The organism is Acinetobacter pittii ATCC 19004 = CIP 70.29 (assembly GCF_000369045.1).
Lineage (GTDB): Bacteria > Pseudomonadota > Gammaproteobacteria > Pseudomonadales > Moraxellaceae > Acinetobacter > Acinetobacter pittii.
Genome location: NZ_KB849797.1, coordinates 343,951 through 363,177, shown reverse-complemented (window position 1 = coordinate 363,177; position 19,227 = coordinate 343,951). Strand labels below are relative to the sequence as shown.

Below are 19,227 nucleotides of genomic sequence, written 5' to 3'. Positions count from 1 at the left end.
CATGAGCATCAAATATTATGATTTGGTGCTCTCGACTTTTCCTTTGGTTAAAAAAGATTGTAATAAACTTTGAGAAGTTTGCAGTTTGTTTAACTGCTCAGACACATGCATGAGTTCAGTTTGCAGTTTTTCTTGAACCACTGAGCATAGTGTAAATACTCGTTCATCTAAATCAAAACAAGGGAGCAAAACCTGAATATCTTTTAGGTGCATGCCTGCATCATTTAATATTTTGATTTTCTTAATATTTTCAATATCTTTTTGCGTATAACTTCGATAGTTATTACTCGCTCGAAGAGGCTGTATAAGCCCTAAGCTCTCGTAATAACGCAGCATACGAGGGCTTACTTTTGTGAGCTCGGCAACTTTAGCTAAGTTCATAAAATGGGGTTGACCTTAACAGTGGTGTCATAGTTTAGCATGTTTTTATCTTTCAAAATGGTACTTGTTCAATGATCAGAAAACTCATTTTATTGGTGTTACTCGGATTAATGTCATTTGTTGCAAATACCAAAACACTTGAACTTCAGGAGAAGAACATGCGTCAAATATTTGTGCTTCACGGTTACTCTGCTTCTATCAATGATCATTGGTTTCTAGATTTAAAACATCAAATAGAAGATGAATATACAACCGTTACCTTAATTCCATTTCCAGATTCTGAGAATCCTGATGTAGATGCATGGCAAAAGGTTATAGACCAACAGATCCCTAAGGTGGATGAGAATACCTATTTTGTTGCGCACAGTTTAGGAGTGATTACGTTACTGCACTTTTTGCAAAGACATGATTATCAACATATTGGAGGAATGATTTTAGTATCCGGATTCTCTGGTTTAATTTCAGATTCTTCTGTTCTTAATAGTTATATAACCAAGAGTAAAGTCGACACGGATTACTTTAAGGACATAAAGAAAAAGCTAGTGTATTTATCGGATAATGATGATTTGGTTCCCCCAAAACTGACTATTGAATTGGCGAAAGAAATTGATGCGCCGTACATTACTGTTCCTAATGGCGGGCATTTTTTAGGTAGAGAAGGTTATACGAAATTTCCACAATTAGTTGATTCTTTAAAAGAGATGTTAAATGATTAATAAAAATCCCCGTAGTAAGCGGGGATTTTTAATCTTTACTGAAAGTTTGTAATTTTTATTCGGAGTCTATTAGGGCTGATAAATGATACCCATGACTTTCGCAGGTAAGGCGATCAGATCAAAAGTTAAGGTAAACGGAAGCAGTGGTAAACTTGCTAGCTTCTCCTTTGTTGATAAGGTCACTTTTCCGCTCTTATCGTGAAGATATTGGATTTTGATGTGATATGGCTTAGATAAAGGGGTTATTGTTTTAAGATTGTTTACAGGAGGATAAACAGTTCCTTTAATATTTAAATCAAATTTATGTGGTTCTGATGTCTTTGCACAGCCACATGGAACTACACCATATTGTTTAAATAAAGCTGATTCTTTCTCGTTCAATTTCCCATTAGGTGGGGTGTAAGAAAATCTAATATATCCGTAAAAATGATTACTATCCGGAGCTGGAGCATTAAAATCTAGTTCATTACTTATTTGGATATATTGTGGATTTAATTGATTAATTAATTGAATGAAATCGTTACCGCCTTTACTAATGACATAACTATATTTTTTCCCGGCGATGACAACACTGTCCTCTGGTTCATTAGGGAGAGATACTGATGGTTTACCAAATGCAATTACATCATCTTCAATTAAAGTGATCCATTCATGGCCTGAGTCATATTTTGTAAATAGCTCTCGCGTGTTTTCACCAATAATTCGGTTACTCGCACAACCAGTGAGAAAGAAACTGACGAGTAGGCAGCTCATAAGAATATTCTGATTTAATACTTTAAAGTTCATTATTTCTGTTGAATTCAATGGATTTATAAAAGTCTGACTATAAACAAAAGATCTTAATATTTAAATCTAGTAGTATAATCTGACTTAGTTATACTCAGACTAATTTCTAAAATATTTTAGAAAGTCCATTACTATTACATTAAAAATTTTAATTATATTTACCGTTTATCTGAGCCTTACTGAATCAAATTCGACTTTGTTGTAGCCTATTTATAGATACTTTTAATTTAATCATCATCTTTTAATTGAAATAGGGTGACTGATTTTTGGAGCAAGTTATGAACTTTCTAAAACAATCAGCCTTCATTGCTGCATTTGCTTTTATGGGTTTACCGACTGTTCAAGCAGAAGAAGTGGCTACTTTACCAACAATTCGCGTTATGGCTGAATCTGAGCTACGTGAAGAGGTGGGATTTGTACCCTTCCAAGAAGATAAAAAAGTGCGTCAGGCGCTGCAACATCGTGAGTATAAAACGCATTACGATATACAAAATGCTTTAGTCCCTGAAGGCATGACTACAGTAGATTATCAGCCAGTTATGGCTCAGCCCGATTTGTCCCAGCTTTCGCCATTTCTACAAGAATATATTTTAGCGGTAGCGGGTGGAATACAGTCTTCTGATCCAACCAATGGTATCTTTGAAATGTTAAGACCTTTGAATATTAATCGAAGTAATGTTGATGCTTATCGTGAGGGTACGATGAAAGTTAACCTTAGTGACCTCATAAAATTACAACAGCAAATTCAAGATGGTTTAAAAGGACGTTAAAATAAAAATCCCCGCATTGAGCGGGGATTTTTTTATCTTGGTGTTAATTAAACACGTTCGATCACTGTTGCAATACCTTGACCAAGGCCGATACACATGGTCGCAAGACCGATTTGAGTATCTTGTTGTTCCATTACGTTCAACAAAGTAGTGGTGATACGTGCACCAGAACAGCCTAGTGGGTGACCCAAAGCAATCGCACCACCATTTAAGTTAATGATGTCTTGCTTGTCATAAATACCTAAGCCTTTCATTACTGATAAGCCTTGAGCAGCAAATGCTTCGTTTAACTCGATAGTTTGAATATCAGCCATCGTTAAGCCAGCACGTTTAAGCGCTTTTTGAGTTGCTGGAACTGGACCGTAACCCATGATTGCTGCATCACAACCTGCAACTGCCATAGAGCGAATTACAGCGCGTGGTTTTAAACCTAACGCTTGTGCGCGTTCAGCAGACATAAGTAACATTGCAGAAGCACCGTCAGATAAAGCTGAAGATGTAGCCGCAGTTACAGTACCGCCTTTCGGGTCAAATACAGGACGTAATGCTTTGAATGCTTCAAGGTTTGCATCTGGACGAATTACTTCGTCGATGTCGCAAAGGATTTTAAAGCCATTTGCATCGTGGCCTTCAACACCAACGATTTCGTTTTTGAAACGACCTTCTTGAGTCGCAGCCCAAGCACGGCGGTGAGATTCAACACCAAAAGCATCTTGTTCTTCACGGCTAATGCCATTCATGCGACCTAACATTTCAGCAGTTAAGCCCATCATGTTAGATGCTTTTGCATAGTGTTTAGATGCTTCTGGGTTTAGGTCGATGCCATGCATCATACCTACGTGGCCCATGTGCTCTACACCACCAATAATGAAAATATCACCTTGGTTTGTTGCAATCTGTGCAGCAGCAGTATGAAGCGCTTGCATAGAAGAACCACAAAGACGGTTTACTGTTTGACCAGCAACAGTTTTTGGTAAGTCAGCCAATAGGCCGATGTTACGGCCAATATTCATACCTTGTTCTAGAGTCTGGTTTACACAACCCCAGATCAGGTCTTCAACTTCGTTTACATCAAACTGGTTACGAGCAACGAGTGCACGAACCAATTCAGCAGATAAGCTGTCAGCACGTACATTACGGAACATACCGTTTTTGGTTTTACCCATTGCAGAACGTACGCCATCAACGATGACAACGTCACGTGGATTTAAAGTAGCCATTCACGTTGCTCCTTAACCGTAGAATTTTTTGTTGTTAGCAGCCATGTCACGCAACATTTGTGGCGCTTCATAAGCCTTACCTAAGTGTGCATATTTGTCGCAAAGTGCAACGTATTCAGCAACACCAGTCTGGTCGATATAACGACATGGACCACCACGGAATGGAGGGAAACCTACACCCATAATCATTGCCATGTCTGCTTCAGCAGCAGTTGCAACAATGTTGTCTTCTAAGCAACGAACTGTTTCGTTACAGAAAGCAAGCATCATGCGGTCAATGATTTCTTGGTTATCAAACTCGCGTTTCTCACCCGTTACGAAAGGAGCAATGATTTCATACGCTGTTGGATCAACAGTTTTTGCTTTTTTGCCTTTCTTATCGAGTTCGTATTTGTAGAAACCAACGTCATTCTTTTGACCAAGACGTTTAGCTTCGTACATTGCTTGGATTGAACCTTTAAAGTCTGGCTTCATACGGTCTGGGAAACCTTCAGCCATGACTTCTGCACCATGTACACCTGTGTCGATACCTACAACGTCGATAAGGTAAGCAGGACCCATTGGCCAGCCAAACTTAGACATTACATTGTCAACTTGCTGGAAGTCTGCGCCGTCTTTTACAAGAAGGTCAAATGCACCAAAGTAAGGGAACAATACACGGTTAACCAAGAATCCTGGGCAGTCGTTTACAACGATCGGTGTTTTACCCATTTTTTGAGCAAGAACCACAGTTGTTGCAATCGCTTCTTCAGAAGTTTTCTCACCACGAATGACTTCTACAAGTGGCATCATGTGTACTGGGTTGAAGAAGTGCATACCAACGAAGTTTTCAGGACGTTGTAATGCTTTTGCTAAACGGGTGATTGAAATCGTAGAAGTATTAGAAGCAATAATCGTATTTTCACGAACATTCTTCTCAGTATCCGCAAGAACGATTTCTTTTACTTTTGGATTTTCTGTAACTGCTTCGATCACGATATCAACTTCTTTAAACTCATCGTAGCTTAAAGTAGGACGGATACGTGCAAGCGTTTCACCCATTTGCGCAGGTTTCATTTTCTTGCGTTCAACTTGTTTAGTTAACAAGCTGTTCGCTTCTTTCATACCTAGAGCAAGTTGTGGATTACCAATATCTTTCATGATAATTGGTGTACCTTTGCTTGCTGCTTGGTAAGCAATACCACCACCCATGATACCAGCGCCAAGTACAGCTGCTTGGTTTACAGGATGTGCACCTTTTTCATATTTTTTAGCAGTTTTCTTAACAACTTGGTCATTGAGGAATAAACCAATCAATGCACCAGCTTGTGGAGTAATCGCAGCTTTTGCAAAGCCTTCAGCTTCAGCTTTTAATGCTTCGTCACGCGCAAGGCTTGCACCAGCTTGTAATGAATCAAGTAATAATTTTGGAGCTGGGTATTGAGCAGGGTTTGCTTTAGCAAGCACTGCACCTTTTGCAGTATTGAACGCCATCATTTGTTCAAGTGGGTTCAATTTTACAGCTTCAAGCTTTTCTTGACGTTTTGCTTTCCAGTTTAAACGACCAGAAATTGCTTGCTTAACTAAGTCAGTTGCAGCTTCAAGTAATTTATCAGCAGCTACAACCGCATCTACCGCACCATCTTTTAGGGCAGCAGCCGGTTTTTTAGGAGCAGCCATCGCCATCCATTCAACCGCGTTGTCGATACCGATCAGACGGCTTAAACGTACGCTACCGCCGAAACCTGGGTAAATACCAAGTTTAATTTCCGGTAAGCCCACTTGTGCAGCTTCTGACATCACACGATAGTCACAAACTAAACACATTTCAAAACCGCCACCTAACGCCATACCGTTAATAGCAACAACTTTTGGAATTTCTAAATCTTCAAAGCTATTGAAGATTTCGTGAACAGGCATAAGCCAGTCAACAATTGCTTTTTCGCCTTGTGCGAAGTTTTCACCAAATTCGGTAATGTCTGCCCCAACAATAAATGTCGATTTGCCCGAGGTAACAACTAAGCCTTTAATATCATTATTTGCTTTTACCGCAGCAATAGCAGCTTGGAAATCTTCAATTGTTGCACGGTTAAATTTATTGACCGACTCACCTTGTAAGTCAAAGCGGAATTCTGCAATTCCGTCCGAAAGCATTTGGACGGTAATGGCATTGCCAGCGTGGATCATGCCTGATCTCCTTAGTTTTGGAGGACTTCTAAGTTGATGTTATGAAGCGTGTGCACATCTTAGGTACACATTTATGCTTCGCTAATCTTACGATAACTATATCTAAAAAAAACCTGACAAGTTGTATCAAGCCGTGACGCAAGGGTCATCTTATTTATTATTCAATTCATCTATATGAAATGCATAAAAGAAATCATAAAGATAGCTAACAACGAAAGACATTTGTTTTAATTTAACTTTTTCTTGATAAAGCATTGGAATTATCAAATTTTTATATAAAAAACGAATAAGTTTTAAAAGTTAATTTTTTGTCAAAAATGTCAATTGTTAGTGGGATCATCTGTAAATAACAGTAATAATAGTAATAAATTTTAACTTCCTTAAATTTATGGAAAAATACACTATATTTAAAATTTTTATTACACCAGCGCTGTCTATTATTTGACTTAATTTTTTTACATTCGCTTTTTCTAAGTCAATTTTGTTAAAATTTGCGCCAATTAAATAAACTTCCGGTTTCTCTCTCCTTAAATATAAGGTGAAGTTGCCCCTAATCTTTTGAAAGAGTAGCAATATGATTAAGTGGATCATATTAGCGATTTTTGTGATATCAGCATTGTATATCCAACATCGCGGCAAAGTGCGTCACTCGTTTTATCGTCAATTTTTTGACCATTCAACCTTGCTCGCACCGATTAACTTTTTAATGTACATCTTTTCAAAGGTGCCGAATCAGCCTTATATCGACACACAGCATTTTAAAGATCTAAAAGTGCTGGATGAAAATTGGGAAATGATTCGAGATGAAGCGAAAGCTTTATATGACCAAGGCGGAATTAAAGCTTCAAGTACCTATAACGACTTAGGTTTTAACTCATTCTTTAAAACAGGTTGGAAGCGTTTTTACCTAAAATGGTATGAATCGAGTCATCCATCTGCTGCTGAGCTTTGCCCAAAAACTACAGCACTTCTTAAAACATTGCCGACAATTAAAGCAGCAATGTTTACCGAGCTTGCACCTGACAGCCGTTTGGTAAGACACCGTGATCCGTATGCAGGTTCATTGCGTTATCACTTGGGTTTGATTACGCCGAATGATGATCGTTGTTTTATTGACGTCGATGGCGAAAGATATTCTTGGCGTGATGGTCAAAGTGTTGTGTTTGATGAAACTTATATTCACTATGCTGAAAATAAGACTGATCAAAACCGTATTATTTTCTTTGCAGACGTTGAACGTCCAATGAAAGTAAAATGGATGGAGCGTTTCAACCATTGGTTTGGTCGTAAAGTGATGACTGCGGCAAGTTCACCGAATGAAACAGGCGACCAAACAGGTGGCTTAAATAAAGCTTTTGCTTATCTTTATCAAATTCGTATTAAAGCTAAAGCCTTAAAAGCATCGAACCGTAAGTTGTATTATTTCTTGAAATGGTTCTTGATGCTTGGGATTTTCTTTTTGATTTTTGTTCGACCATATGTATTTTAATAAAAAACGCCCCAAAGGGCGTTTTTTACTTTAAGCAATTTTATTTAAATTATTTTAAATATCAATTCTCTAAAAATAGTTAAAGTTCCAATAAATTAAGTTTTTATTAAGTTTTAATTAATAAAAAGTCACATTGTTCCATTCAGCAGGTTTCTTACTATTTAAAAAATTAATAATTCGAGATGGTTTTATTTCAAGTGTTGCTTGACCGTAGTCCGAGCTAAAAAGAGTATTAATGTAATTTGTAGGTGCCTGATCAAATTCAATCACATTAGGTAAAACCCATTTTCCTGTTGGATTTTCTGGAACCTCATTAACGACTTGAATATTATTTGATGTCTTGGATGTTGCTAAACGCAAAGCATGTGTCAATACCCCATCTTTATGGTAAACAACGGCGTAGGCATTATTACCATATTCTTTTGCTAATGGAGATTGATTGGCGGGTGTATTAATTAGTTCTCCATGTGCACTTACACCTATATGCGTCACTTTACCATCCTTCATCCAGACTACAGCGTGCTCTAGATCATGTCGGTGTCCTATGAAGTCTAAACTACCATTTACGGCTTTATCTTTAACAGTGTAAAGTGCAAAAATACGACCGCAGTAAATGGAATTCTGATAAGTCGTACATTTTTCTTTATAAATAATATTTGCTTTGCTCAATTGATCCCTATAGCTGCATTGACCCTCTAAAGTGCCTGAAGTATCCAAACCATTATTAGGGAAATAGTTTTCACCTTGTTTTTGTACTGGTGCTGAAGCTAAACATCCATCTGTATCGAAATCAAAGACAATTTTTCCATTTTCTAAATTTACAGGTTTCAACGTAGAAAGGCCTGTAATACATGCTGGTTGGTCTGTACTGCATAGAGGAACTTGGCTCCAGTCTTTTGAAAAACCTTGAGTTGAGTAGATCATGCTACCGATTAGAGTAAAGATTAAGATATATATATTTATATATTATGGATATTTTAAGAGTTGAATCCAAATATTAAAAAAGTTAAATGACATTATTTTTTCAGTTTTATTAAAATATTATTTTATGTAGATAATATGAAAAATGTATTGATTATTGATCTAAATGATTAATTTTGTGACCTATTTCACAGTGCTGGTAATTTGTTACAACTATTAAGAGCCAATAGGCAATTTTGATTCTACAATGGCGCGGTTTTTTCGAAGACTGGTCAGCGGAAGTAGGTTTTAAAATGGCTCATGCTCATCACGCAGCTCATGCACATGTTCATCATATCGAAGAGAGAAAAGAAGACAGTTCTCAAGGCGATTTAAAAACAAAAGTGATGTTAAGACAAGTAGCTTCAACGACTGGAAAATCTAAACGATCTAAAACTCAAAATCATAAAGCTGAAGACCAAAATATTAATTTGCATAAGTTCTCGAGTAAGCTCGAAAGTATCTCTGCCAACCATAGTAAAGAGAAATGCGCCAAAAATATCCGCATTGCTCTACAAGCGGCTGGAGCAGATGTGTCAAAGCATCCTGTAGCTGCTTCTGATTGGGGGCAAACGCTAGAAAAGAATGGTTATAAGAAAATTAAACCTGCTTTCAACCGTCCACAAGAAGGTGACATTTACATTATTGAGCGAACAAGTGGTCACACCTATGGTCATATTGCAGGCTATACGGGCAATGGTTGGTTCTCGGATTTTCGTCAAAAAACCTATGCGGTCTACAAAGAAAAAGACGTTAAATATAGTTACTATCGTCTAGATTCTTAAGCGAGTACGACACAATCTGTCGGACCATATCTAAATCTGTTTCCAAATTTATGTTCTGGCACAGTAAAGCACTTGAAAATTAGGGGTGAAAACATCACATTAGGTATTCAGTATTAAGCCATGCATGCCAATAGTGAATCAAAACGCTCGTCCTCATATTGAAAAAATTTTAGCCAACATGACCCAGCTTCCAGGTGTTTATAAAATGCTAGGGAAGGAGGGCGAATTATTATATGTCGGCAAAGCAAAAAATCTAAAAAATCGGGTGTCGAGTTATTTTGTTAAAACGATTGAGCATCCTAAAACACAAGCTTTAGTTGCACGAATTTATGATATTGAAACTTTGGTTACTCGTTCAGAAACCGAAGCTTTACTCTTAGAACAAAACTTAATTAAACAACACCGCCCGCCTTATAACATTATGCTGCGGGACGATAAGTCTTATGTCTATATTTTTGTTTCGGCTGATAAACCTTATCCTCGGCTTGCCAGTGGGCGTGGTAAAGGTAAGCACCAAATTGGTAAGTTTTTTGGCCCGTACCCAAGTGCCTATAGTGCACGCGATACGTTACTGGTTTTGCAAAAACTTTTTAATGTGCGTCAGTGCGAAAATAGTTATTTTTCACAGCGCAAGCGTCCATGTTTGCAATACCAGATCAAGCGGTGTTCAGCTCCGTGCGTAGGTCTGATTTCGCCCGAAGATTATAAAGAAGACGTTAATAATAGTATTCGCTTTTTGCAAGGTGATACCAAAGAGCTTAATCAAGAGCTCATTGCCAAAATGGAGCAAGCAGCGGCTGAGCTTGAATTTGAAAAAGCTGTTTTTTACCGTGATCGTTTATCTTTATTACGTGAAGTACAAGCCCAACAAGCCGTATTTAAAGTCAAAGGCGAAGCAGATATTCTGGCAATTGCATATCAGGCAGGTGTGACATGCGTGCAAATTATGTATGTACGCAATGGGCGAATGCTGGGTGGAAAAAGTTATTTCCCAGACATGCTCGGTGATGATCTTGGGCAAATGCTGAGTGACTTTATGGCGAACTTTTACTTTCAAGTTGCAGATGAAGTTCCCAATGAGCTTATCGTAAATATTGCTTTGCCTGACTGTAAAGAATTACAAGAAGCGTTGGCACAGCAATTTAGCAAAAAGGTTCAGATTAAGAGTAATGTTCGAGAAACTCGTGCCGAGTGGCTGGAGCTAGCCGAAATGAACGTTCAACATGCCATTAAGGGGCAGTTGAGTAATCATTTAGAACTTAATGAACGTTTCCATCAGTTAGAGCAAGTGGTGGGAAGACCTGTCGATCGTATTGAGTGTTTTGACATTAGTCACACCATGGGTGAAGCTCCAATTGCCTCATGTGTCGTGTTTGACCAAGGTGGGGCACGTAAACGCGACTACCGTCAATTTGCGATTCAAGACATCACAGCAGGCGATGACTATGCTGCTATGCGGCAAGCCTTAACACGTCGTTATAAAAAGGCCATATTGCCTGATTTACTGTTGATTGATGGTGGTAAAGGCCAACTTCATATGGCGATGGAGGTCATGCAAGAGCTGGGCCTAGACGCTTTTATGGTGGGTGTATCTAAAGGTGAAGGGCGTAAACCCGGACTTGAAACCCTGCATTTTACTGACGGCACAAAAATCCAGTTACCAGAAGACCATAAGGCATTGCATTTAATTCAGCAGGTGCGTGATGAGGCCCATCGTTTTGCGATTACCAAGCATCGTGCTAAACGTGATAAACGCCGAAGTACCTCAGTTTTAGAAGCAATTCCTGGGTTAGGGCCAAAGCGCCGTCGAGATTTATTAACCCATTTTGGTGGGATTCAAGGTGTTTTAAAAGCATCTGAAAAAGAGCTTACTCTTGTGCCTGGTTTTGGTGAAATGATGGCAAGAACGATTTATAAAATTCTGCATGAATAAAGATAGGTTTCTATGCCGAGTGACCAAATAGTTGGCATATAAGTACAAGAATGATCATTCACATTCCTTTTAAAATGATGAAAGATGTTTCATCAAAAGTCAGAGTGCTTTAGGGAAGTGAATGTCATTACTGCAATTATTTGAAGAAATAAAACAAAAGGAATGGATTGAAATACCTGAAGGGTGGTTGCAGGGGCGAACTGTTTTTGGTGGTCTTGTTGCTGGACTACTCATGCAAAAAGCCTGCTGCAATATTCAAGATCCAAATAAAAGATTATTAAGTTGTAGTATTACTTTTGTGGGGCCTGTACAGCAGGGACCTGCTCAATTGACTATTGAAATTTTAAGAGAAGGAAAGTCGGTCACTACACTTGAAACCCGTTTATGGCAAGATGGTGCGGTACAAACGATTTTGGTGGCAAGCTTTGGTGTGCCGCGTGCGTCGGATATTGAAGTGCGACATGAGCCTATCGTTCCAGTTTATAGGCAACCTGAAGAGTTACAACCTATTCCTTTTGCTAGACAAATGCCAGAATGCTATCAACATTTTGATGTATGTTGGGCAGAAGGTCATTATCCTGTTACAGGAAGTCAGTATGCTGACTTTGGAGGATGGTCAAGGTTTAATCCCGATAAGCATGAAAATCGTCAAATGACTTTGCCAGATTTAATTGTTTTGATGGATATTTGGCCGCCTGGTGTATTGCCGATGTTTAAGCAAGTTGCTCCTGCAAGTTCTTTAACTTGGCACATTACCTATGTCCATCCGTTCCAACATCAATTGTGTGACTGGTTTAAATATAAAGTGGTAACTGAATATGCAGGTGAAGGTTATTCCACAGAATATGCCCATCTTTGGGACCAAAATGATCATTTAATTGCAATTTTACGGCAAACTGTTACGGTATTTACCTAAGCAGTCCACTTCCTCGATTCATATATTTCGTATAAAGTGGCTGTTACAGATAGATACAATATTGAAGAAAGTATTTTTGTCTGTTACAAGATGCATGAAGACTTAATTGGCGGTGTTTATGACCACAGGGCGAATCCTGAATATCCCAAATATCCTAACATTAGCGCGTATTGCGCTTATTCCTGTATTTTTGGTGATCGCGTATTGGCCGCCTGCAATGGGTATTGGTGAACATGAAGGAAGTATGAGTCGTCATATTATCTTGACGGCTATTTTTGTGTTTGCTGCTATTACCGACTGGTTTGATGGCTATTTGGCACGAACTTTAAACCAAACTTCAGCATTTGGCCGTTTTTTAGATCCAGTTGCAGATAAACTCATGGTGGCGGCTGCACTTATTGTTTTAGTGCAGTGGAATCCAACGATCTCAATGGCTTTTGCAGCAATTGTTATTATTTCACGTGAAATTACAGTTTCTGCTTTACGTGAATGGATGGCAGAACTTGGCGCACGAACCAGTGTGGCAGTATCGACTGTAGGTAAATATAAAACAGCCTTTCAGATGATTGCCATTAGTGTGTTCTTACTCAATTGGCAGCCTTTAGAAATGCTTGCCTATGCTTTGTTATATACGGCGGTCATTTTAACTTTATGGTCAATGTTTATTTACCTCAAAGCAGCTTGGCCTTATTTAAAGCAGCCTTAAGTGCATATTGAATGATTAAGCCTTTCTATAATGAAAGGCTTTTTTATTTTTGAAGAGTGCAAGAATCGGGTCGTCATAGGGCTTTGGCTACTTTAATGTAAGATATAAGTGCTAAGGAGGTGACACATGCAAATGCTTTCTTCTCGGCAATTTGCTGTAATTGCCACTGTGATTGAATATTTATATGAACATCTAGACCAGCAACCCAGTTTAGACGATGTTGCGAGCCATATGAATTTAAGCCCAAGCTATATTCAACGCCAGTTTCAGGAATGGGTAGGGATTAGCCCCAAAAAATTTGTGCAATATATGAGTTTGCAACAGGCCAAATATCATCTGTTGCAACAACGGAGTTTATTGGAAACTGCTTTAAATACGGGTTTATCTGGCACAGGACGTTTACACGATCTGTTTATTCAGCTTGAAGGGATGACGCCTGGGGAATATAAACAACAAGGCGAAGGCGTTATTCTTAATTATTCAGTTGAGACAAGTCCCTTCGGTGAATTGTTGGTTGTCAGTAGTGAAAAAGGCATATGTTCTATAAGGTTTATCGAAACTCACGCCAATATTGAACAACTCATTAAGCAGTACTTTCCGAAAGCTCAATTGAAAAATCAGTCACCGATTTGGCATCAACAAATTGCAAAGTGGTTTGAGCAGGATTTTTCAGAACACTTACAGCAGAAACTTCCTCTTAATTTGGCTGGAACTCCATTTCAGCTACAAGTATGGGAAGCCTTGCTCACCATTCCAGAAGGGCAACTTCGGACTTACCAAGATATTGCAGAGCAAATTGGGAAGCCTAAAGCAGTCAGAGCCGTTGCTACTGCAATTGGACAAAATCCGATTGCATATCTGATTCCTTGCCATCGAGTGATCCGTGCCACAGGGATGGTCGGAGAATATCATTGGCAAAAGGGGCGTAAATTGGCATTGTTAGCTTGGGAGATGTCAAAGCAACATGGAGAGACCGTATGACCTTGGATTTATTTTCTCCAGAGCCTTGTGAGAATTTATTACCCTACGATGGTGAAGTTCAGGACTATGGTTGTATTTTAAGCCCTGAAGAAGCTGAACAATATTTTGATTATCTTTACCAACACCTCGCATGGAAACATGACGAGGCTAAGTTGTATGGCAAGCACTTTATTACAGCTCGAAAAGTTGCATGGTATGGAGATGACTACTATCAATATAAATATTCGGGTGTCGCACGTGATTCTTTACCGTGGGACAAAGCACTCGCTAAATTAAAACAACAGGTAGAGCAAATACTTTCAGAAAAATTTAATTCTTGTTTGGCAAATCTTTATGAAGATGGAACCCAAGGAATGGCTTGGCACAGTGACTCGGATGTTTCTTTGGCAAGAACCACCACAATCGCTTCTTTAAGCTTTGGTGCTACTCGTAAATTTTCTTTTAGACATATTCAAAGTAAAGAGAAAATTGAATTGTGGCTACAGCCAGGCCAACTCATTGTGATGCGTGGTGAGACTCAACAATATTGGCAACACCGTTTAAATCGCTCAACAAAGATTTTACAACCACGTATTAATCTTACTTTTCGGCAATTTAAGTTTTTATAAAAATAAGACAAGAAAAAAGCCCATGATGGCAGCATGAGCTTATTCCTCTGAGGGGGATGCTTCTACTGATGAGCTGCTGATGAAAAGAATCATCAATAGGAGCTAAAATCATAATATGAGAATATTGTGAGATATTCAATGTTTTAAAGTGTAAGAAAAGTTTAAATTATCATAAGGTGGGGTTTTAGATTTCACCTTTTTCAGATAATTCCATAAAACGTTGTTCAATAAGTGCTGCATTTTCTTGCAAAATTTCGATGAGCTTTTCAACATTTAAAAAATCAAAACGATTTTTAGAGGCAACTAAAGTCAAAGCTAAAGGTACTTCTTTGTTTGAAAAACGAACAGGAACCGCTAGACCTGAAACATTTGGGTCAATCTCACCTTGTGAGAAATAGAACCCTTGTTTTTTAATTTTACGCATACGCTGAATAAAGCTCGGTTCATCTTCAGCAAAACCTGATTGTTTTAATTCTTGCTGGTAACGGTGGTAGTAGTCTTGCATGCGTTGTTTACTTAAATGCGAAACCATTGTTTTTGGAGATGATCCAACGTAAATCGGTCTTGGGCAGCCTCGGCCATATGAAAGTAGCTCAGTGTCTTTAAATATTTCATGATGTATGTCAATGCAATAGTCATCATTTAAATAGGTAAGCAAACAGCACAGTTCAGTACGCTCTACAATATTTCGCATAAATGGTGTGCTGATCTGAACGAGTGGGTCGGTTGTTCTAGATATATAGTCAAGAACTGCAATTTTTGAGCCTAAGGTATAATCGCCAGAGGTTCCATTAATGCGTTTTAATAGATCAGCTGATACTAGCTCTTTGAGGTAACGGTAACTCGTTGGTTTGGACAAGCCAAGTTCTTCGCAAATAATATCGACATTAATGATTGGACGCGAAACTGAAAATAGGTCCAGTACGGTTAAAATTTTGCCAAAACTTGAAATTGCCATAATGTCTTGTTCGTATCCTTTAACAACGAGTCATCTTTGAGTTTTTATAACAGAAAAAAAGAAGATTTGTCTCAATTCTAAAATAAATGCCTGATTTGAGTATTTTACTCTGACAAAAAGAAAACTTCTTTCGGCTTATACATCATATACGATAATTAAAAAATATATCAAATTATCAAATGGAGATATTTTAGTTGACTAAATCGCTTTATTTTGAAAAAATTGCTAAACAAAATATCTAATCGAGAAATTGGTCGGTTCTAGATTGATTTCTTGATACCTCTTCTTTCCAAAGCTTGGCCGTTTAAATGGCGCCCAAACTGAAATCATTTCGGCCAATCAGGCGAGATGTGGAAAAATCATTGTATTGAAGGATGCTCCTCATATCATTTGCTTTGAGGCAAATGGCAAAGTTGTGTTGTCTTTAGAAAGACAATCAAATATTGAAGGGCATGCTCATCAGTTCAAATCTGTATTTGAGATGAGTTCATGTTATTAAAGCAAATACTGGCGTTTCGCCCGAGTAGGCTTGATCTGATCTTTGCCTTAAAAACATTTATTGCCGGAATGTTGGCACTATTTGTTTCGTTTGAATTAGATCTGATTAACCCGATGTGGTCGATTGGTACGGTCCTGATTATTGCCAATCCATATTCAGGAATGGTGTCCTCTAAATGTGTCTATCGAGTGGTAGGGACAATTGGCGGAGCTGTGATTGCCCTAACCCTAACGCCCCATCTAATTAATACACCTTGGATATTTACCGTGGTGTTGTCGTTGTGGGTGGGTTTTGCGCTTTATGTGTCGTTACTCGATCGTACTCCACGTAGTTACGCTTTTATCCTGGCGGGTTACTCGACAGCCATGATCGTCTTCAATGCGATTACCTATATTGATCAATACAATATATTCGATATTGCTTTAGCTCGGGTTATAGAAATTTCGATTGGCGTGATTTCAAGTGCAGTGGTTTCTGCCACGATTCTTCCAATGCATATTGGCTCGGCAATTAAACAGCGGGTGATAAAAACCCTAAAAGATACAGAGAATCTTTTTGCTAATTTATTAAATACAGATTCGCAGCAGAACAATACTCAGCTCTTGGCTGCCATTACTCGCGACACCACAGATATTCATGCTTTGGCTGTACATTTGAGCTATGAGAAGGGCGAGTTGCATGGTATGACCAAACCCTTGCAGGAAATGCTTCATCAAATCTCAATGGTGGTCGCTAATCTAGTCGCTTTATCTGAGCGTATTAAGCAGCTTAAAGAACTTCGATTTATCGAGACTCATGCAGAAAAACTGCAACAGCTTTCAGCTCATGTTGTACAGTTTTTAGAGCAAAAAGATCTGATTATTGATGAAAATATTTTGCAGTTGCCTGATGAGTTTGAATGCGATTTTGCAAGTTTGATGGAGTCGGCTTCTACACATCAACAAGTTTTAGTTGCGGCCATGAAAATGGATGTGCGTCATTTCATTAGCAATGTTTTAGCGGTTAAAGTTTTGTGGCAGCGAATTCAGCAAGGTAATAAAGAAATTCCTGACAACATTACCCCAATGACGACCAAATATCCAAGTTTGCACCGTGACCATGGTGTAGCGATACGAGGCGGTATTAGTGCAGTCCTAATTACATTTATTGTGACTGGAGTCTGGATTGTTTCGGGGTGGAAAGCTGGATTTATGATGGCACAGATGGGCGCAGTAACCGCCTGCATTTTAACAGCTTTAGATAATCCGGTTCCGGTTCTGCGTATTTTTATCTGGGGCAGTATAGCTTCAGCCGTTTTAGTCTTTGTTTATGCATTTGGTATTTTCCCGCATGTCACAACTTTTTGGGAACTTGGTCTGGTTTTGTTACCGATGTTCTTATTCGCAGTGTCTATGATGGCTAACCAGATGCTGATGCCAGTAGGCATGGTGTTGGGTATTAATACCATGATGGGACTAAACCTACACAATGCTTATAGCATGGATGCAGTGTCTTATCTTGATAGTTCATTTGCCATGATCTTAGGTGTTTTAGTGTCTTTGATTGTCATTGACGTTGTTCGTGCCATGTCACCAGATACAAGTGCAAGCCGTATTTTAGCCTTGCATTATCGCGCCATGCGACAAGCGATCTATCTGCCATATGGTCTTGATTTTAAAGTTCATCTACGCAGTATGCTAGATCGGATTGGGATTCTAAACAGCAAAATGGTGCAATCAGACGAGATTAAAACTTCAATTCATCAGGCTCTGATTGAGTCGAGTAGTATTGTTGATTTAAGCCGATTGCAAGAGTTAGCCAATCAGTTTCCTCAAACATCCGAACTCACTCAGCATATTGGCGATTTGCAACAAAATCTGGATGAGTTGTTTAGAGCTAAAGAAAACGATGAAAATGATACGACCGCTTTAGTAGAGCGAATCTACCGAGCGTTATTTGAATTAAAACAGCTTGCTTCAAATGTTGAAGATATGACTATGCGACAAAGACTACTCATTTCACTGAACAATATTGCTTATAGCATGTGCCACGTTTCATCAGAGCAAATGAATGAAAACAGCACCCTGAGAGGAGCCACAGCAAATGGGTGAGTTTAATGTTTATGGTATTTATGTGCCTTCTTTGCTCGTTCAAGCACTCTTGGCATATATCTGTTTCCGTGGGTTAAGTCCTTTAACAAATAAGTTGATTGCACAAGGCTGGATTGCATTACCTAGTATTTTTAATTTGTGTTTTTACCTCTTATTACTTTTGGTAATACATCAAATTTTTGTTGGGGTCGGCGCGTAGAGATGTTTGCGAAATTAAAGATTGAGTTAGGTGAGTGAAATGAATCAGGTGGATTTGAAAAAAGTCATCCGTCCAGTAATTTTGATTGTCGCATTAATGGTGGCGGTCTATACCATTGTGCATTTGTGGAATTACTATAACGCGGCGCCGTGGACGCGGGATGGTCGAGTTCGTGGTGACGTTATTCAAGTATCTTCGGATGTCGCGGGGCTTGTGACAGAAGTATTGGTTCAAGATAACCAGACTGTGAAAAAAGGTCAGGTGCTCTTTAAAATTGATGTTTCCCGCCGAGCTTTAGATGTAGAGCAGGCAAAATCTGATTTAGCAAAAGCAAATGCAGCCTTTGCCCAAGCGCAAGCTGGTTTAGCACAAGCCAAAGCGAACCTGATTAAATCAGATACGAATATTAAACTAGCCGAGAAAAATGCAAGCCGCTACTCAAATCTTATGGATGGCGCCATCTCTAAACAAGAACAAGATCAAGTTTTCGCAACTCGTGATCAATCTCATGCTGAACATGAGCAACTCCAAGCTGCTATTCAACAAGCGGAAGCAACTGTTAAGCAACAACAGGCTCTGATTGAGGCGGCAACGAGCAACTTGCATTTGGCCGAGCTTAATATGCATCGTGCTGCGGTGATTGCTCCAGCTGATGGTACTTTATCTAACTTTGATATGCGCCCAGGTAACTATGTTCAAGTTGGTCAGGCTGTTGCGGCACTACTTGACCGTAAACAACTCTATGTTGTGGGCTATTTTGAAGAGACTAAATTAAACCGTATTCATGTCGGCGATCAGGCCAGTGTACAGTTAATGGGTGATAGCCAAAAAATTAAAGGCCATGTACAAGGTATTGCATCAGGTATTGAAGATCGTGAACGCTCAAGCAGCTCTAAACTTCTTGCCAATGTAAATCCAACGTTCAGTTGGGTTCGTTTAGCGCAGCGTGTACCTGTGAAAATCGTATTGGATGAAACACCAAAGAACCAGCTTGCTTTTGTCTCTGGACGTACGGCAACTGTACATATTATCGAGAAATAAAAAAGGAAGGCTTTAGCCTTCCT

Annotated in this window: 20 protein-coding genes; 13 read left to right on the top strand and 7 right to left on the bottom strand. The window is 38.9% G+C overall.

The window, feature by feature from the left end:
• Window positions 1-15 precede the first annotated feature (15 nt).
• The gene (hmrR, locus tag F928_RS20335) at window positions 16-381 is read right to left on the bottom strand and encodes a MerR family transcriptional regulator (RefSeq protein ID WP_002114700.1); all 366 of its coding nucleotides are present in this window, start codon (window positions 379-381) and stop codon (window positions 16-18) included.
• A gap of 71 nt (window positions 382-452) precedes the next feature.
• On the opposite strand from hmrR, the gene F928_RS20330 reads away from it, so the two are divergent.
• Window positions 453-1,097 (top strand): RBBP9/YdeN family alpha/beta hydrolase, encoded by a 645-nt coding sequence (locus F928_RS20330; protein WP_016805935.1) that lies wholly within the window; start codon window positions 453-455, stop codon window positions 1,095-1,097.
• Window positions 1,098-1,166: 69 nt separating this feature from the next.
• Here the strand turns inward: F928_RS20330 and F928_RS20325 are convergent, their stop codons facing one another.
• Complete coding sequence (locus F928_RS20325; protein WP_005079377.1) at window positions 1,167-1,883, bottom strand: YidX family protein; 717 nt, start codon at window positions 1,881-1,883, stop codon at window positions 1,167-1,169.
• Between the two features lie 278 nt (window positions 1,884-2,161).
• Between F928_RS20325 and F928_RS20320 the strand changes: the two genes are divergently transcribed.
• Window positions 2,162-2,653, top strand: a complete 492-nt coding sequence (locus tag F928_RS20320; RefSeq protein WP_005079375.1) for a hypothetical protein — start codon at window positions 2,162-2,164, stop codon at window positions 2,651-2,653.
• Between the two features lie 47 nt (window positions 2,654-2,700).
• Here F928_RS20320 and fadA read toward each other — a convergent pair whose 3' ends face one another.
• The 3 genes from fadA to F928_RS22275 all read right to left on the bottom strand — a co-directional run bounded on the left by fadA (window position 2,701) and on the right by F928_RS22275 (window position 6,306).
• The gene (gene fadA, locus F928_RS20315; RefSeq protein WP_005065826.1) at window positions 2,701-3,873 is read right to left on the bottom strand and encodes an acetyl-CoA C-acyltransferase FadA; all 1,173 of its coding nucleotides are present in this window, start codon (window positions 3,871-3,873) and stop codon (window positions 2,701-2,703) included.
• Between the two features lie 12 nt (window positions 3,874-3,885).
• A complete protein-coding gene (fadB, locus tag F928_RS20310; protein WP_005079372.1) occupies window positions 3,886-6,039 on the bottom strand; it encodes a fatty acid oxidation complex subunit alpha FadB in 2,154 nt (717 codons plus the stop codon).
• A 150-nt stretch (window positions 6,040-6,189) separates the two neighbouring features.
• Window positions 6,190-6,306, bottom strand: coding sequence for a hypothetical protein (locus tag F928_RS22275; RefSeq protein ID WP_080591617.1), 117 nt, complete (start codon window positions 6,304-6,306; stop codon window positions 6,190-6,192).
• Window positions 6,307-6,613: 307 nt separating this feature from the next.
• On the opposite strand from F928_RS22275, the gene lpxO reads away from it, so the two are divergent.
• Window positions 6,614-7,528: a lipid A hydroxylase LpxO gene (gene lpxO / locus F928_RS20305; protein ID WP_002114943.1), complete on the top strand. Its 915-nt coding sequence runs from the start codon at window positions 6,614-6,616 to the stop codon at window positions 7,526-7,528.
• A 117-nt stretch (window positions 7,529-7,645) separates the two neighbouring features.
• On the opposite strand, the gene F928_RS20300 is transcribed toward lpxO, so the two are convergent.
• The gene (locus tag F928_RS20300) at window positions 7,646-8,452 is read right to left on the bottom strand and encodes an NPP1 family protein (protein ID WP_005079370.1); all 807 of its coding nucleotides are present in this window, start codon (window positions 8,450-8,452) and stop codon (window positions 7,646-7,648) included.
• A 290-nt stretch (window positions 8,453-8,742) separates the two neighbouring features.
• Here F928_RS20300 and F928_RS20295 point away from each other — a divergent pair, with 290 nt between their 5' ends.
• The 6 genes from F928_RS20295 to F928_RS20270 all read left to right on the top strand — a co-directional run bounded on the left by F928_RS20295 (window position 8,743) and on the right by F928_RS20270 (window position 14,417).
• The gene (locus F928_RS20295) at window positions 8,743-9,273 is read left to right on the top strand and encodes a CHAP domain-containing protein (RefSeq protein ID WP_002114964.1); all 531 of its coding nucleotides are present in this window, start codon (window positions 8,743-8,745) and stop codon (window positions 9,271-9,273) included.
• A gap of 133 nt (window positions 9,274-9,406) precedes the next feature.
• Window positions 9,407-11,206 (top strand): excinuclease ABC subunit UvrC, encoded by a 1,800-nt coding sequence (gene uvrC / locus F928_RS20290; protein ID WP_031944454.1) that lies wholly within the window; start codon window positions 9,407-9,409, stop codon window positions 11,204-11,206.
• Window positions 11,207-11,327: 121 nt separating this feature from the next.
• Entirely contained in the window at window positions 11,328-12,122 is a 795-nt protein-coding gene (locus tag F928_RS20285) for a thioesterase family protein (RefSeq protein WP_005079362.1), read from the top strand.
• 118 nt (window positions 12,123-12,240) lie between these two features.
• Window positions 12,241-12,828: a CDP-diacylglycerol--glycerol-3-phosphate 3-phosphatidyltransferase gene (gene pgsA, locus F928_RS20280; RefSeq protein ID WP_002114808.1), complete on the top strand. Its 588-nt coding sequence runs from the start codon at window positions 12,241-12,243 to the stop codon at window positions 12,826-12,828.
• A gap of 126 nt (window positions 12,829-12,954) precedes the next feature.
• Complete coding sequence (locus tag F928_RS20275; protein WP_005079360.1) at window positions 12,955-13,809, top strand: methylated-DNA--[protein]-cysteine S-methyltransferase; 855 nt, start codon at window positions 12,955-12,957, stop codon at window positions 13,807-13,809.
• Complete coding sequence (locus F928_RS20270; RefSeq protein WP_005065844.1) at window positions 13,806-14,417, top strand: alpha-ketoglutarate-dependent dioxygenase AlkB family protein; 612 nt, start codon at window positions 13,806-13,808, stop codon at window positions 14,415-14,417. The genes F928_RS20275 and F928_RS20270 overlap by 4 nt, the downstream gene beginning before the upstream one ends.
• Window positions 14,418-14,601: 184 nt before the next feature.
• On the opposite strand, the gene F928_RS20265 is transcribed toward F928_RS20270, so the two are convergent.
• Window positions 14,602-15,375 (bottom strand): IclR family transcriptional regulator, encoded by a 774-nt coding sequence (locus tag F928_RS20265; protein ID WP_002114686.1) that lies wholly within the window; start codon window positions 15,373-15,375, stop codon window positions 14,602-14,604.
• A 367-nt stretch (window positions 15,376-15,742) separates the two neighbouring features.
• Between F928_RS20265 and F928_RS22270 the strand changes: the two genes are divergently transcribed.
• The 4 genes from F928_RS22270 to ydhJ are packed head-to-tail and all read left to right on the top strand — an operon-like array spanning window position 15,743 to window position 19,204.
• Window positions 15,743-15,874 carry a hypothetical protein gene (locus F928_RS22270; protein ID WP_002115031.1) on the top strand — a complete coding sequence of 44 codons (132 nt, stop codon included), beginning with the start codon at window positions 15,743-15,745 and terminating at the stop codon, window positions 15,872-15,874.
• Complete coding sequence (locus tag F928_RS20260) at window positions 15,865-17,964, top strand: FUSC family protein (RefSeq protein ID WP_005079357.1); 2,100 nt, start codon at window positions 15,865-15,867, stop codon at window positions 17,962-17,964. The genes F928_RS22270 and F928_RS20260 overlap by 10 nt, the downstream gene beginning before the upstream one ends.
• Complete coding sequence (locus F928_RS20255) at window positions 17,957-18,163, top strand: DUF1656 domain-containing protein (protein ID WP_002115096.1); 207 nt, start codon at window positions 17,957-17,959, stop codon at window positions 18,161-18,163. Before F928_RS20260 ends, F928_RS20255 begins: the two co-directional genes overlap by 8 nt.
• Window positions 18,164-18,202: 39 nt before the next feature.
• Window positions 18,203-19,204, top strand: a complete 1,002-nt coding sequence (gene ydhJ, locus F928_RS20250) for an HlyD family secretion protein (RefSeq protein ID WP_002114928.1) — start codon at window positions 18,203-18,205, stop codon at window positions 19,202-19,204.
• Window positions 19,205-19,227 lie beyond the last annotated feature (23 nt).

Excerpts from the sequence above, each read along its gene's own strand:
- hmrR (WP_002114700.1), bottom strand. The coding sequence starts at position 381 with ATGAACTTAGCTAAAGTTGCCGAGCTCACAAAAGTAAGCCCTCGTATG.
- F928_RS20330 (WP_016805935.1), top strand. The coding sequence starts at position 453 with ATGATCAGAAAACTCATTTTATTGGTGTTACTCGGATTAATGTCATTT.
- F928_RS20325 (WP_005079377.1), bottom strand. The coding sequence starts at position 1,883 with ATGAACTTTAAAGTATTAAATCAGAATATTCTTATGAGCTGCCTACTC.
- F928_RS20320 (WP_005079375.1), top strand. The coding sequence starts at position 2,162 with ATGAACTTTCTAAAACAATCAGCCTTCATTGCTGCATTTGCTTTTATG.
- fadA (WP_005065826.1), bottom strand. The coding sequence starts at position 3,873 with ATGGCTACTTTAAATCCACGTGACGTTGTCATCGTTGATGGCGTACGT.
- fadB (WP_005079372.1), bottom strand. The coding sequence starts at position 6,039 with ATGATCCACGCTGGCAATGCCATTACCGTCCAAATGCTTTCGGACGGA.
- lpxO (WP_002114943.1), top strand. The coding sequence starts at position 6,614 with ATGATTAAGTGGATCATATTAGCGATTTTTGTGATATCAGCATTGTAT.
- F928_RS20300 (WP_005079370.1), bottom strand. The coding sequence starts at position 8,452 with ATGATCTACTCAACTCAAGGTTTTTCAAAAGACTGGAGCCAAGTTCCT.
- F928_RS20295 (WP_002114964.1), top strand. The coding sequence starts at position 8,743 with ATGGCTCATGCTCATCACGCAGCTCATGCACATGTTCATCATATCGAA.
- F928_RS20285 (WP_005079362.1), top strand. The coding sequence starts at position 11,328 with ATGTCATTACTGCAATTATTTGAAGAAATAAAACAAAAGGAATGGATT.
- pgsA (WP_002114808.1), top strand. The coding sequence starts at position 12,241 with ATGACCACAGGGCGAATCCTGAATATCCCAAATATCCTAACATTAGCG.
- F928_RS20275 (WP_005079360.1), top strand. The coding sequence starts at position 12,955 with ATGCAAATGCTTTCTTCTCGGCAATTTGCTGTAATTGCCACTGTGATT.
- F928_RS20270 (WP_005065844.1), top strand. The coding sequence starts at position 13,806 with ATGACCTTGGATTTATTTTCTCCAGAGCCTTGTGAGAATTTATTACCC.
- F928_RS20265 (WP_002114686.1), bottom strand. The coding sequence starts at position 15,375 with ATGGCAATTTCAAGTTTTGGCAAAATTTTAACCGTACTGGACCTATTT.
- F928_RS20260 (WP_005079357.1), top strand. The coding sequence starts at position 15,865 with ATGTTATTAAAGCAAATACTGGCGTTTCGCCCGAGTAGGCTTGATCTG.
- F928_RS20255 (WP_002115096.1), top strand. The coding sequence starts at position 17,957 with ATGGGTGAGTTTAATGTTTATGGTATTTATGTGCCTTCTTTGCTCGTT.
- ydhJ (WP_002114928.1), top strand. The coding sequence starts at position 18,203 with ATGAATCAGGTGGATTTGAAAAAAGTCATCCGTCCAGTAATTTTGATT.